Origin of the sequence: Sphingomonas trueperi, assembly GCF_040545665.1 — a bacterium.
GTDB lineage: Bacteria > Pseudomonadota > Alphaproteobacteria > Sphingomonadales > Sphingomonadaceae > Sphingomonas > Sphingomonas trueperi_B.
Genome location: NZ_JBEPMH010000007.1, coordinates 120,674 through 133,438, shown reverse-complemented (window position 1 = coordinate 133,438; position 12,765 = coordinate 120,674). Strand labels below are relative to the sequence as shown.

The window sequence follows — 12,765 nt, the reverse complement described above, 5'->3', positions numbered from 1 at the left end:
TCAGTTCGTCGCCAGCGCCGGGCGAGCCCCCTGCCGGCGGCGCATCCGCCAGCCGAGCAGCGCGAAGCCGGCGAGCAGCAGGCCCCAGGCCGAAGGCTCGGGCACCGCGCTGGGGGCGGTGTCGAGCAGGCCGAACTTGTGCTCCATGTCGTTGAGGATCGCCTGGTGGGCGGCGGCGGTGGGATGGTCGCCGTCGAAGAACAGATAATGCGAGCAATCCGGCTGCGCCCCCGCTGCGCGGCACGGCGTCACCGTGTCGAGCCCCGCGGGCAGGCCCAGCTTGGTGGGATCGGCGGCGGCCTGCTGGAAGAAGTCGAGAATGTCGTAGCTGTAGAGATGCGTGCCTTCGGGCAGCGCCAGCTTGGCGAGATCGGCGGTCAGCAGGTCCTGCAGTTCGTACGAGGTCTTGGTGTCGAGATAGAGGAAGCCGGTGAACAGGATGTTGCGCGCGCCCAAGTCCGCCAGCGTCTGGATGCCCGCGGCATAGCTGCCCGCGATCGCCGCCAGCGCTTCCTCACGCGTGCCGAAGCCGCCGAGATCGCCATTGTCGATCGCGCCGACGTCGTTGTCGCCGAAGGTGATCGAGACGAGCGTGTGGCTGTCCAGCTTGCCGCCGGTCGCGGCGAGATGCTGTTGGTACTGGGCGATCTGCGCGGCGAAATCGGGATAGCCGCCGCCGAGCACGCGCGCGCCGCCAAAGGCATAGTTGGTGCCGCCGGCAAGCGAGGCGACGGTCGCCGTACCGGTGATCTGCTGGCTCAGCAGGTCGGTATAGTCATAGCCGTTGGTGTTGCGCCCCTCGAAGAAGCCGCCCGCCGCATCGGGATAGGTGCCGCCGCTGGTGATGTAATAGTTGCCGGGATCGACCAGGCTGTCGCCGAATTCGACGGTGCTGGTGAACCGCGGGGCGTCCGCGGCCAGGCTGGGGGCGGCGGACACCGCCTGCAGGGAAAAGCCTACGGCCAGCAAGGCAAGGCGCTTCGACCAGGATGACACCACGAACTACTCCTCTACGCGACGGGGAACCCTGCGCCCCAACCGAGCCGGAGGCGCGTTCGCCCGCTGCCGTATACGATTCGTTCACCATGTTCCTCCCAGCCCCGGGTAGGGGTTGGCAGCGGCGACTGTGCCGGATCAGGCCGGATCTTCGGGCGTTTCGCGCCGCGCCTGGTCGAGCGTGCGGAGCTTGCGCTCGGCCTCCATCGCGTCGCGCGCCTTTTCCGCCTTGGTGCGGCCGAAGCGGGCGCGGTTGGCCTCGGCTTCGGCCTTGGCCGTCGCTTTCGCTCTCGCTTTTCTCGCTTTGTTCAGGTTAAGGATGTCGGCCATAGCGGATTCTTTCTAGCGCCCCTTCGCGCGGGCGCACCATCGTATATCGGAGTTTTTGCGGCATGGCGGGCAGCGTCAACAAGGTGATCCTCGTCGGCAATCTGGGGCGCGACCCCGAGAGCCGGGCGTTCCAGAATGGCGGCAAGGTGGTCGAGCTGCGCATCGCCACCTCGGAAAGCTGGAAGGATCGCAACAGCGGCGAGCGCAAGGAAAAGACCGAGTGGCACACGGTGAAGATCTTCTCCGAAGGTCTCGCCAACGTCGCCGAGCGCTATCTGCGCAAGGGCAGCAAGGTCTATCTCGAAGGCCAGCTGCAGACCCGCAAGTGGCAGGACCAGAGCGGCGCCGACCGCTATTCGACCGAGATCGTGCTGCAGGGCTTCAACGCGCAGATGGTGCTGCTCGACGGCCCGGGCGGCGGCCAGGGCGCCGGGCGTAGCAGCGGCGGCGGCGGCGACGACTGGGGTGCGGACGAGTCGTTCGGCGGCGGCGGTGGTGGTGGCGGCTTCGGCGGTGGTGCGTCGGCTGGCCGCGGCGGCGGCAACTTCAACGGCGGCGGCCAGCGCAGCGGCGGTGCCGGTGCCGGCGCGAGCGGCGGCGGCTTCGGCGGCGGCTTCCCGGACGATCTGGACGACGACGTGCCGTTCTGATCATGCGCCTGCCCGGGAACCTCGATGCACTGCGGCACCTCGAGGTTCCCGGGCAATAATGGATACGCGGCGTCAGGCGTTCATGGGCTGCTTCGCGTCGATGTGATACAACTCGGCCAGGCTCTCCATATAGGAAGGCAGCGGAAAGGCCTGACCACCTTCGGCGACATATGTTTTGCCCAAGTCACCATTGGCATAGGGCATGTCGAGGTAGGTGGGGTAGGATGTCGGACAGTCTGCGCGCGGCTCGGCTTGGCCGAACTGATCCAGGATCGTGGCGAGGCTAGGTGCCTGCCCGTCGCGGTGGGTGAGCGGATCGAGGCGCGCACAATCTTCGATGAACTTCAGGATCGACGTATTCTGATATTGCCCCTTGGCAATGCCGGGGCGCAGCCAGGGCGAGATCAGCAATGCGGGAATCCGCGGCCCGAGCACACTGAAGTCGAAGTTTACCTCAAGCTTACGATACGCGTCCCAGTTCCAGCCGACTTCGTTATCGGGCGGGACGGCTTGCGGGGGTGCCACATGGTCGTAGATTCCGCCGCTTTCGTCGAAGGTGACCACCAACAGCGTCTCTTCCCAGGACGGGCTGTTGCGGAGCGCGGCATAGACCGACGCCAGCAAATTCTCTCCCGCCCGGGGATCCGCCGTCGGATGCATGCTCGTGTCGTGCTGATAGGTGCCTGCCGGAAGCCAGCACATCAGGAAGCTGTAGAAGGGCAAGTTCCCCGCTTGCGCGTCGGCCGCAAATTGCGTGATCGGAATCCGCGTGTTCGGGCTCATCTGAATCGTCGAATTCAGAAATCGCGTGTCGGTCTGTTGGTTGCGGACGATGGTACCGTCGCGCGCGGCATCGGGTGCGTACATCTTCCATGACAGGCCTGCCGCGTCCAGCCGATCGAAAATCGTCGGCGCGTTGAGGCTCCCGCCTTGATCGTCGCCGATAAAGCCGCCGGTTTGCGCGGCGTGCATGAAATACCGGTTCAGCAGCGTGTCACCGGGGATGTCGCAGAACCAGTTGTCGCACAGCACGAAATCGGCCGCCATCTTGTGCAGTACCTGCAACGAGCCATGCCTGTAGTAGGACAGTGCCAAGGCGCCGTTGATCACCGAGCCGTCTGACGCGACGTTGAAGGCTTTCGTGGAGTAGAAACCGCTGTTGACCTCAGGCCAGAGCATCCCCGGTGCAGGGGTCGGGGCCCCTTGCGTGACGCCCGTGGCATTTGGGCCGAATAGCGACGTCAGCATGCCGCTGCCGAAATTGTGATTGAAATCGTGAAGGAGCGGCACGTCCGGTGTGATCTCGATCGGTAGCTGCTTGGGGTTGTTCTGGCTCGGCGGACTGGTGGGATCTGGCAGATTATAGATATCGGGTTTCAGGGTTCCGTCTTCCGCGAGAACTCCATCCGCGCCCGGGAATGCGCCGAACAAGTGATCGAAAGATCTATTCTCGAACATCAGGACGACGATACGCTTCGGTGTTGTGGCAGAAGTAGACACGTTGTGATCTCCCCCAAAAGCCGCTTCTCCGAAGGTATCGCATCTCGCCGGTATAATAAACAGATTCGGCGAAAGCGGAGGTCATGGCACCTGGCAATGATGCGGATTTCTTATCCCGTGACGTCGTAAGGCGACGTTGGCGAACGTTGCGTCATGGGTAGAGCGACTTACGACGGCGTTTGGTTTGCTTCGCCCGGCATGGATGCTGCGCAGGGGCGCCAGAGTTCGAGTGTCCGCTCTTGCCACCAGAAGGTCATGGGCGGCAGCGGCGTACGGCAATAGCGGGCGCGGTGCGCGGCGAACCACCGCGCGGGGGCGGTGGGGCCGAACAGCGGCAGCACCGGGGCGACGAACCAGGCGTGCGCTCGCTCGTCTTCCGTCAGTCGGGACCACACCACGTCGGGCCAGGTGGCCGTCGCCGGATTGAGCCAGAGCAGGACCGGCGCCTTTGCTCCCAGGGCGGCGGCGACACCGGGGCCGGTGCCGGACAGGTCGACCAGCAGCGCACCGGTCGCCTTGTTCCGGGCACCCTGCAGGAAATCGGCGGTTTCCTCGTCGACCAGCAGCGGGGTGCCGGTGAGCGGGTGGCGCACCGGAATCGTCTGCGCGAAGATCGAGTCCGGCAGGCTATAGGGCGCAATTGCGGCGGCGAGCAGCAGTAGCGGCGGCGCGACAAGGCTCAGCAGCGTCGCGGCGGCCCGGCGCCAGCGCAGGGGATCGTCCCCGGCGAGGCGGAACAGCGCGAGCAGCGGGAAAACCATGCTGAAATCGAGCTGCGCCCATTGGTTGTTGAAGGTGCCCAGCGCGACGGCAAAGGGCGCCACCAGCAGCAGCGCCAGCAGCAGTCCGTCGCGGCGCGCAACCAGTGCGGCATAGCCGGTCGCGATCAGCAGCAGCGCCAATCCCGGGAATTCGGGGATGCCGCCGTCGAGCGTGTCGGGGATCGTTGTCGCCAGATACAGCAAGCCGAACGCCATCGCGGCATGACCGAGCCAGCCGCCCGCGCGGGTGCGTCGCAACGCCAGCGCGCCGAGTGCGGCGAGCGCCGCTGCCGAGAGCAGCGGCGGCACCGCGGCCCAGTCGCCGAGCACCTTGATCGGCAGGTGTGTCGGGGTGTTGGGCAGTGCGAGGATGTGCTGGCTCGCCGCAATCCGTGCGAGCAGGCCGGGCACGCGGGACAGCGGCAGGAACAGCGCGATCAGCAGCACGGCCAGCGCCATTGCGCCGAGCAGCGCGATGCTCCGCCCACGACTTCGCCCGAACGGCCATGCGGCCAGGGCGACGACCAGTACGCTGCCCAAAGCGAAGAGCGGCGGCTTGGCGAAGGCGGCAGCGCAGAGCCCGCAGGCGATCGCCAGGCTTGCGGCGGCGCGCGCGGGAATATCGCCGGTGCGCAGAAGTGTCGCCACCCCCGCCAGCACCAGCATCGCACCGACGTTGGCGGCGGAATTGTAGCTCGGCGTGACGATCCACGGGAAATAGATGACCAGCGCCGCTGCGGCGCCGAACGTCGCGAAGAGGAGGCGCCGTGCGCCTTCGGGGGCGATCTGCCGGCCGAGCAGCGCCCCCGCCGCTGCGGTGATCGCGAATCCTGCCAGCCGGTACCGCGCCACGTCGCCGCCGAGCAGCGCATAGAGCGGGTGGAGCAGATAGCCGAAGGGCTGGTAGAGCAGCGCATAGGCCTCGGGGTCGCGCGCCCAGACCAGGTAGAAGATCTCGTCGGTCAGGTCGATGCCGCGGCCGGCGCCATAGACCAGCAGTCCGCCGCAGAAGAACAATGCGAGCGCGGCACCGGCCAGCGCCAGCCCGGCGGACGACAATCGAACCATGTGCGCGGCAATCCCCCCATGGGCCCTGTCGGCCCATCCGCATCGCTAGCAGCGCCGATCCGCCGCACCAAGGGGCGGGAGCAAAGCGCGTGCCGGGCCGTTCCTAGCCACAGTACCGGCGCGAGGTCGACCGGGCGGAAAAGGGGCCAGGATGCATCGCCATCACATCATCGCGCGCGCCGTGCTGTTCGGGGCTTTCGTGCTGCTCGCCGGCTGCGGCCGCGGCGGCCCGCAGACCACCGACGATCCGGTGGCGCAGAATGTCGCGTCCGCCGCAGCGGCGGGGGTGCCGGCCAACGTCTCGGCGGCGATCGATTGCAGCAACAAGCCCGATTTCGTGCCGGTCTATGCCAATGCGACGATTCTCAGCTGCACCGCGGCGCCCGACGGGCTGCCTGGGCGGCACGTGAGCGGCAATCTGGTCTACGAGACCGATGCGCCGGAGAAGGAAGTGCTGGGCTGGTCGCGCGCTCAGGCCAATGCCTCGGGCCTCAAATATCGCCGCGAGACGGGCTTCAGCTATGAAGCGGGCGAGGAAAGCGAACGCAGTCTGCGGGTGGTGGTGGAAAGCCATCTGGGCCGCACCCGCGTGTCGATCAACTGGGGCCAGAAGGCCAAGTGAGCCGTATCAGGCGGCGCGGCTTTCCAGGCCGCGCAGCCAGGCGCGGGCGGCCTTCTGCGCTTCGATGATCTCGCGCGCGGTCATGTCCTCGGCGATGTCGGCGCGGCAGGCCTGCGCCTCGACGCTGCCGGTCATCGCGGCGATGTTGAACCATTTGTGCGCTTCGACCAAGTCGATCGTCACGCCCTCGGCCCCGCTCGAATAGACGACGCCAAGATCGAAACAGGCATCGGCACTGCCGCGCGCGGCATCGCGCAGCCGGCTTTCGATCAGAAATCGCGCGCTTTTTTCACTATTCGCCATTGTCGTTCCGCCCCAGATTCGGTGCCCTTGTCGACTCCGAATTTGGGGGGGTAAGGACAATAAAAGGTTAAACGGCTTAACCGTATTAGTTCATAGTACGGGGATATTGTCGATCAGCCGGGTCCCGCCGATCCGGGCGGCGGCGAGCAGCCGCATCGGCCGGCCGTCGATCGGCGCGGCGAGCGACTCGGCATCGACCAGCGCGACATAATCGACCTCGAACCCGGCGGCGGCCAGCGAGTCCTGCGCCTGGGCGAGCGCCGCCTCGCGGTCGCCGCCCTCGCCGATCGTCTTGGCGGCGGCGCCGAGCGCGCGCGGCAGCGCCACCGCGCGGGCGCGATCCTCGGGCATCAGATAGGCGTTGCGCGAGGAGAGGGCGAGGCCGTCATCCTCGCGCTGGGTCGGCACGCCCTGGATCTCGACTGTCATGTCGAGGTCGGTGACCATGCGGCGGATCACCTGGAGCTGCTGCCAGTCCTTCTCGCCGAACAGCGCGACATGCGGCTGCACCTGGTGGAACAGCTTGTTGACCACGGTGGCGACGCCGTCGAAATGGCCAGGGCGATGCGCGCCGTCGAGCGGCTCGCTCACGCCGGCCACGCGCACGCTGGTGGCGAAGCCCTCCGGGTACATGATCTCGGGCGTCGGCATCCACAGCAGGTCGACCCCGGCATTGGCGAGCAGCCGCGAATCGGCCTGTTCACGTCGCGGATACTTTGCCAAGTCCTCATTTGGTCCGAACTGGATCGGATTGACGAAGATCGACACGATCACGCGGCTGCCGGCGCGCTTGGCCGCTTCGACCAGCGCCATATGCCCGTCATGCAGCGCGCCCATGGTGGGAACGAAGGCCAGCCGGGCGCCTTCGCTGCGGAAGGCGTCCAGCGCCTGGCGAAGATCGTCGATCTGGCGAACGGTTTGCACGCTTGGGCACTTTCGATATGAACGGAAGCGGGGCCTTCTATGGGGGGGAGGCCGCCCGATCAAGTGAAGGAATAGCTGCGTTGAATCAGCCCGCTAAACGACTGCATGTGCTGGTTTTTGCCAATGAAAAGGGCGGCACGGGCAAGTCGACCACCGCGGTGCACGCGGCGATCGCGCTCGCGTCCAAGGGCGCGCGCGTCGCTTGTTTCGACCTCGATCACCGCCAGCGGACGATGGGGCGCTATCTCGACAATCGCCGCGCGACGATGCGCCGGGTGGGCCGCGAGCTGCCGATGCCGGTCTACGAGACGCATGACGGCGAGAGCATGGACTTCTTTACCGACACGCTCGATCGACTCGGCGAAGGCGCCGACTTCCTGGTGATCGACACCCCCGGCCGCGACGACAAGTTCGCCCGCATCTCGGTCACCAACGCCGATACCCTGGTCACCCCGATGAACGACAGCTTCGTCGACTTCGACCTGATCGGCCAGGTCGACCCGGACAGCTTTCGGGTGACGCGACCCAGCTTCTATTCGGAGATGATCTGGGAATCGCGCAAGCGCCGCGCCAAGGCGGACGGCGAGACGATCGACTGGGTGGTGCTGCGCAACCGCATGCAGCATATCGAGGCGCGCAACATGAAGCGCGTGTCCGAGGCGATCGACCAGCTGTCCAAGCGCGTCGGCTTCCGGGTGATCTCGGGCCTTTCCGAACGCGTGATCTATCGCGAGCTGTTCCCCCAGGGGCTGACCATGCTCGACTCGCGCGAGTTCGGCGAGATGGGGCTCAGCCATGTCGCGGCGCGGCAGGAACTGCGCGAGATGATGGCAGGCCTGGCCCTGCCCGACGTCAACGCGCCGCTGTTCGCCTGATGGCGAAGCTCCTCATCGCGGCGGCACTGCTCTATATTCTGTGGCGCTGGCTGCAGCCGAAGAAGACGCTGCCTGCCGCACCGCCGCCCCGCTTGGGCGAGAGCGAGGCACGGGCGATCCTCGGCGTCGATGCGGCGGCGGGACCCGACGAGATCCGTGCGGCGCACCGCCGGCTCGTCTCGGCGCTGCACCCCGACAAGGGCGGCTCGGCCGAACTGACGCGCCGGATCAATCTGGCCCGCGACACGTTGCTGCGGGGCTGAGGTCCGTCCTCGTCACGTAACATTTGCCTGCGACGATGTTGCAGTGCAAAATATTAACCTATTCGTGCCTCGCGCGGCTTGAAACTTCGTTTCGAGTCGCGGAAGAGGCGCGCATCTTCACCTTCGGGAGGGCTTACATGACGCACCGTTTCGATCCTACGTCGCTGCGCGAATACGACATCCGTGGAATCGTGGGCAAGACGCTGGGTCCGGACGACGCCCGCGCCATCGGCCGCGGCTTCGCGACGCTGCTGCGCCGCGCCGGCGGCCGCCGGGTGGCGGTGGGCCGCGACGGCCGCATCTCCTCGCCGATGCTGGAAGCCGCGCTGATCGAGGGCCTGACCGCGTCGGGCTGCGACGTGGTGCGCACCGGCATGGGGCCGACCCCGATGCTATATTATGCCGAGGCAACGCTGGAGGTGGATGGCGGCATCCAGATTACCGGCAGCCATAATCCCGGCAACTATAACGGCTTCAAGATGGTGTTCCAGCACCGCTCGTTCTTCGGGCAGGACATCCAGACGCTGGGCAAGATGGCGGCGGAAGGCGATTGGGACGAAGGCGACGGCACCGAGACGGTGACCGATGCCGACATCGAGGATCTCTATGTCAGCCGCCTGATCGCGGGCTATGCCGGCGGTTCGTACAAGATCGGTTGGGACGCGGGCAACGGCGCCGCCGGCCCGGTGATCGAGAAGCTCGTCAAGCTGCTGCCGGGTGAGCACCATACGCTGTTCACCGATGTGGACGGTAATTTCCCCAACCATCATCCCGATCCTACCGAAGAGAAGAACCTCGCCGATCTCAAGAAGCTCGTCGCCGAGAAGAACCTCGATTTTGGTCTCGCTTTCGACGGCGACGGCGATCGCCTGGGCGCGATCGATGGCCAGGGCCGGGTGGTGTGGGGCGACCAGCTGCTCGCCATCCTCGCCGAGCCGGTGCTGCGCATCGATCCGGGTGCGACGATCATTGCCGACGTCAAGGCCAGCCAGGCGCTCTACGACCGGATCGCCGAGCTGGGCGGCAAGCCGGTGATGTGGAAGACCGGCCACAGCCTGATCAAGACCAAGATGAAGGAAACCGGCGCCCCGCTCGCGGGCGAGATGAGCGGCCACATCTTCTTCGCGCAGGACTATTACGGCTTCGACGACGCCCAGTACGCCGCGATCCGCCTGATCCAGGCGGTGCACGTGATCGGCAAGTCGCTCACCCAGATCAAGGACGAGATGCCGGCGATGGTCAACACGCCGGAGATGCGCTTCCAGGTCGACGAGAGCCGCAAGTTCCCGGTCGTCGAGGAAGTGCTCGACCGGCTGGAGGCGGACGGCGCGCAGGTCGACCGCACTGACGGCGCGCGGGTCAACACCGACGACGGCTGGTGGCTGCTGCGCGCGTCGAACACCCAGGACGTGCTCGTCGCCCGCGCCGAAGCGAAGAACCAGGCGGGCCTGGATCGCCTGATGGCGCAGATCGACGACCAGTTGGCCAAGAGCGGCATCGTCCGCGGCGAGCAGGCGGCGCATTGAGGTGAGGGGGCCGCTCGTCGCAACGTGCGAAGGGCGGCTCCTCCTCTTTTGTCATCCCGACGAAAGTCGGGATCCAGACGCCACGCGGTTGTGGCTCCTGCTGCGACGGCGGCCCCAATGGATTCCGGCTTTCGCCGGAATGACGGCTTAGAGGGCGGGGCTACGCCTCACCCCGCCACGATCTCCGCCACGCCGAATGCCCCGCGCTGATAATCGGCATAGGCCTGGTGGATTTCCTGCACGCTGTTCATCACGAACGGGCCGTGCGCCACCACCGGCTCGGGGATCGGCGCGGCATGGCCGAACAGGACCAGCGCGGGTGCGTCGGCGGTGAGCGTCAGCGTGTCGCCCGCCGACAGGCTGGCGAGGTGCCAGTTCGGCAGCGCGCGGTCGCCCAACGTCACGCTCCCGCGCACGGCGTAGAGGAACAGGTCGCGGCCCGCGAGCCCGTCGAAGGTCAGCGTCGCGCCCGCCGCCAGTTCGGCCCAGCACAGGAACACCCCGGTAAGCGACTCGATCGGCCCCGTCCGGCCGTCGAAATTGCCCGAGACCAGGTGCACCGTCGCGCCGTCTCCTGCCGCCACGCCCGGAAACACATCGCCCTGCAGCCCGACATAGCGCGGCGCGGTCATCTTGAGCTTGCTCGGCAGGTTCACCCACAGCTGGAGGATCTCCATCGGGCCGCCGGCCTGCTTGAACTCGGCGGGCGAGACCTCGGCATGGACGATGCCGCGCCCCGCGGTCATCCACTGCACGCCGCCGGCGCGGATGATGCTCTCATGCCCCGCCGAATCGGTGTGCGCGAGCGAGCCCTCGAGGATGAAGGTCACCGTCTCGAAGCCGCGATGCGGGTGCGGGCCAAACGGCAGGCCGCGATTGCCGGGCGCGTAGGTCTGCGGCCCGTGATGGTTGAGGAACAGGAAGGCGCCGATCTGCTCCAGCCCCGGGCCCGGCACCGGGCGGCGGGTGACGAGGTCGCCGATGTCGTCGCGATAGGCCGCGTGGGTGGATAGCAGGGTAATGTCGATCATCGATCGTGCCTCAACAGGAAGACGGCGTGTTCCGCCAATAGGTTAGCCATGCCCGATCCGGTCTGCTGGTCGCCCGAAAGGAACCAGGCGCCCTCGATGGCGATGCCGCGCTCCTTCACCAGCGCGCGGAAATCGTCGACGGTGACGTGGTGGATGTTGGGCGTCGCGTACCAGGCAATCGGCAGCAGCCGGGTCACCGGCATCCGCCCGCCGAACAGCAGCGAGGCGCGCACCCGCCAATGGGCAAAGTTGGGGAAGGAGACGAAGGCGTGGCGGCCGATCCGCAGCAACTGCTCCAGCACCCAGTCGGGCCGCCTTGTGGTCTGCAGCGTCTGGCTGAGGATGGCATAGTCGAAGCTGTCGTCGGGATAGTCGGCAAGGTCGGTATCGGCGTCGCCCTGGATCACCGACAGGCCGCGCCCCACCGCGGCGGCGACGTTGGTCGGCTCCAGCTCCAGTCCGCGCGCGTCGCAGCCGCGGTCGTCGCGCAGCGCCGCCATCAGCGCGCCATCGCCGCAGCCGACGTCGAGGATGCGCGCGCCGCGATCCACGTGGCTCGCGATGATCGCCAGGTCGGGCCGGAGGCTCATGCGCGGTCTCCCGCGGCAAGGAAGCCGCCGATCACGCGGTCGAGCTCGGGGCTTTCCAGCAGGAAGGCGTCGTGGCCGAAGGGGGAGCTGAGTTCGACGAAGCTTGCCGGCGCGCCGGCCGCGTTGAGTGCATGGGCGATCGTCCGCGACTCCGCCGTCGGGTAGAGCCAGTCGGTATCGAAGCTCACCACGCAGAATCGCGCCTGCGACTGGCGGAAGGCGTTGGCGAGCAGCCCGCCATGCTCCTCGGCCAAGTCGAAGTAATCCAAGGCTCGCGTAATGTAGAGATAGGAGTTGGCGTCGAACCGGTCGACGAAGGCCAGTCCCTGGTGGCGCAGATAGCTCTCGACCTGGAAATCGGCGTCGAAGCCGAAGGTCTTCGCCTCGCGGCCCTGGAGCTTGCGGCCGAACTTGGCGGTGAGCCCCGCCTCCGACAGATAGGTGATGTGCGCCGCCATCCGGGCGACGGCGAGGCCCGCAGCGGGCGGATCCTGCGCTTCGTAATAGGCGCCGCCGCGCCACTTGGGGTCGGCCATGATCGCCTGGCGGCCGACTTCGTGGAAGGCGATGTTCTGCGCCGAGTGGCGCGCGGCCGATGCGATTACCACTGCGGCGCGCACCCGCTCGGGGAAGGTCGCCGCCCAGCTCAGCGCCTGCATGCCGCCCATCGATCCGCCGACCACCGCGAACAGCCGATCCACGCCGAGATGGTCGAGGAGCATGGCCTGCGCGCGCACCATGTCGCGGATGGTGATGACCGGAAACTGCATGCCCCAGGGCTGGCCGGTCGCGGGGTTGATCGTCGCGGGTCCGGAGGAGCCGAGGCAGCTGCCCAGCACGTTCGAGCAGATCACGAACCAGCGGTTCGTATCGATCGGCTTGCCCGGGCCGACCATGCGTGCCCACCAGCCGGGCTTGCCGGTGACGGGGTGCTCGGAGGCGAGATGCTGGTCGCCGGTCAGCGCATGGCAGACGAGGATGGCGTTGCTCGCGTCGCCGTTCAGCGTGCCATAGGTCTCGTAGGCGATGTCGACCGGCGAGAACAGCACGCCGCCGTCGAGGCGCAGCGGCCCCGGCAGCGTTACCGAGCGGCGAAGGCCGAAACGCGGATCATCGGACATGTCCGGCGGTTAGGCCGGGGAAGGCCGGTGTTCAAGCGTCCCATTCCTCCCCGGTACGGGGAGGGGGACCATCGGCGTCAGCCGATGGTGGAGGGGCCGCCGCGGCACGCGGCGGTGTCCGGCGCTTTCATCGAGCCCGGCGCCTTGCGGCGCGGTCCCTCCACCACGTGGCGTTACCGCGCGGTCCCCCTCCCCGTGCCGGGGA

The 12,765-nt window shown here is 67.3% G+C and carries 14 protein-coding genes; 5 read left to right on the top strand and 9 right to left on the bottom strand.

Features of this window, described 5'->3' with window-relative positions; all coding sequences use genetic code 11:
* Both ABIC65_RS19900 and ABIC65_RS19895 read right to left on the bottom strand, forming a co-directional pair.
* A complete protein-coding gene (locus tag ABIC65_RS19900; protein WP_354311048.1) occupies positions 1–996 on the bottom strand; it encodes an SGNH/GDSL hydrolase family protein in 996 nt (331 codons plus the stop codon).
* 138 nt (positions 997–1,134) lie between these two features.
* Entirely contained in the window at positions 1,135–1,326 is a 192-nt protein-coding gene (locus ABIC65_RS19895; RefSeq protein WP_354311046.1) for a DUF4169 family protein, read from the bottom strand.
* A gap of 62 nt (positions 1,327–1,388) precedes the next feature.
* Here ABIC65_RS19895 and ssb point away from each other — a divergent pair, with 62 nt between their 5' ends.
* Positions 1,389–1,976, top strand: a complete 588-nt coding sequence (gene ssb / locus ABIC65_RS19890; RefSeq protein WP_354311044.1) for a single-stranded DNA-binding protein — start codon at positions 1,389–1,391, stop codon at positions 1,974–1,976.
* A 72-nt stretch (positions 1,977–2,048) separates the two neighbouring features.
* Here ssb and ABIC65_RS19885 read toward each other — a convergent pair whose 3' ends face one another.
* Both ABIC65_RS19885 and ABIC65_RS19880 read right to left on the bottom strand, forming a co-directional pair.
* Positions 2,049–3,476 (bottom strand): alkaline phosphatase family protein, encoded by a 1,428-nt coding sequence (locus ABIC65_RS19885; RefSeq protein WP_354311042.1) that lies wholly within the window; start codon positions 3,474–3,476, stop codon positions 2,049–2,051.
* Positions 3,477–3,643: 167 nt separating this feature from the next.
* A complete protein-coding gene (locus ABIC65_RS19880; RefSeq protein ID WP_354311040.1) occupies positions 3,644–5,305 on the bottom strand; it encodes a hypothetical protein in 1,662 nt (553 codons plus the stop codon).
* A 151-nt stretch (positions 5,306–5,456) separates the two neighbouring features.
* Here ABIC65_RS19880 and ABIC65_RS19875 point away from each other — a divergent pair, with 151 nt between their 5' ends.
* Positions 5,457–5,927 carry a hypothetical protein gene (locus tag ABIC65_RS19875; RefSeq protein ID WP_354311038.1) on the top strand — a complete coding sequence of 157 codons (471 nt, stop codon included), beginning with the start codon at positions 5,457–5,459 and terminating at the stop codon, positions 5,925–5,927.
* Positions 5,928–5,933: 6 nt separating this feature from the next.
* On the opposite strand, the gene ABIC65_RS19870 is transcribed toward ABIC65_RS19875, so the two are convergent.
* On the bottom strand, positions 5,934–6,230 hold the full coding sequence (locus ABIC65_RS19870; RefSeq protein WP_294256794.1) for a hypothetical protein: 297 nt from the start codon (positions 6,228–6,230) through the stop codon (positions 5,934–5,936).
* Positions 6,231–6,320: 90 nt separating this feature from the next.
* A complete protein-coding gene (panC, locus tag ABIC65_RS19865; RefSeq protein ID WP_354311036.1) occupies positions 6,321–7,154 on the bottom strand; it encodes a pantoate--beta-alanine ligase in 834 nt (277 codons plus the stop codon).
* Positions 7,155–7,234: 80 nt separating this feature from the next.
* Between panC and ABIC65_RS19860 the strand changes: the two genes are divergently transcribed.
* The 3 genes from ABIC65_RS19860 to pgmG all read left to right on the top strand — a co-directional run bounded on the left by ABIC65_RS19860 (position 7,235) and on the right by pgmG (position 9,818).
* Positions 7,235–8,029 (top strand): division plane positioning ATPase MipZ, encoded by a 795-nt coding sequence (locus ABIC65_RS19860; protein WP_354311034.1) that lies wholly within the window; start codon positions 7,235–7,237, stop codon positions 8,027–8,029.
* Positions 8,029–8,292, top strand: coding sequence for a J domain-containing protein (locus tag ABIC65_RS19855; protein WP_354311032.1), 264 nt, complete (start codon positions 8,029–8,031; stop codon positions 8,290–8,292). The genes ABIC65_RS19860 and ABIC65_RS19855 overlap by 1 nt, the downstream gene beginning before the upstream one ends.
* A gap of 137 nt (positions 8,293–8,429) precedes the next feature.
* Positions 8,430–9,818 (top strand): phosphoglucomutase/phosphomannomutase PgmG, encoded by a 1,389-nt coding sequence (gene pgmG, locus ABIC65_RS19850; RefSeq protein ID WP_354311030.1) that lies wholly within the window; start codon positions 8,430–8,432, stop codon positions 9,816–9,818.
* 167 nt (positions 9,819–9,985) lie between these two features.
* Here the strand turns inward: pgmG and ABIC65_RS19845 are convergent, their stop codons facing one another.
* Genes ABIC65_RS19845 through metX form a run of 3 tightly spaced genes read right to left on the bottom strand, consistent with a single transcriptional unit; the run spans position 9,986 to position 12,560 of the window.
* A complete protein-coding gene (locus ABIC65_RS19845) occupies positions 9,986–10,849 on the bottom strand; it encodes a pirin family protein (protein WP_354311028.1) in 864 nt (287 codons plus the stop codon).
* Positions 10,846–11,439 (bottom strand): methionine biosynthesis protein MetW, encoded by a 594-nt coding sequence (metW, locus tag ABIC65_RS19840; RefSeq protein WP_354311026.1) that lies wholly within the window; start codon positions 11,437–11,439, stop codon positions 10,846–10,848. Before metW ends, ABIC65_RS19845 begins: the two co-directional genes overlap by 4 nt.
* Positions 11,436–12,560: a homoserine O-acetyltransferase MetX gene (metX, locus tag ABIC65_RS19835; protein ID WP_354311024.1), complete on the bottom strand. Its 1,125-nt coding sequence runs from the start codon at positions 12,558–12,560 to the stop codon at positions 11,436–11,438. Before metX ends, metW begins: the two co-directional genes overlap by 4 nt.
* Between the last annotated feature and the right edge of the window lie 205 nt (positions 12,561–12,765).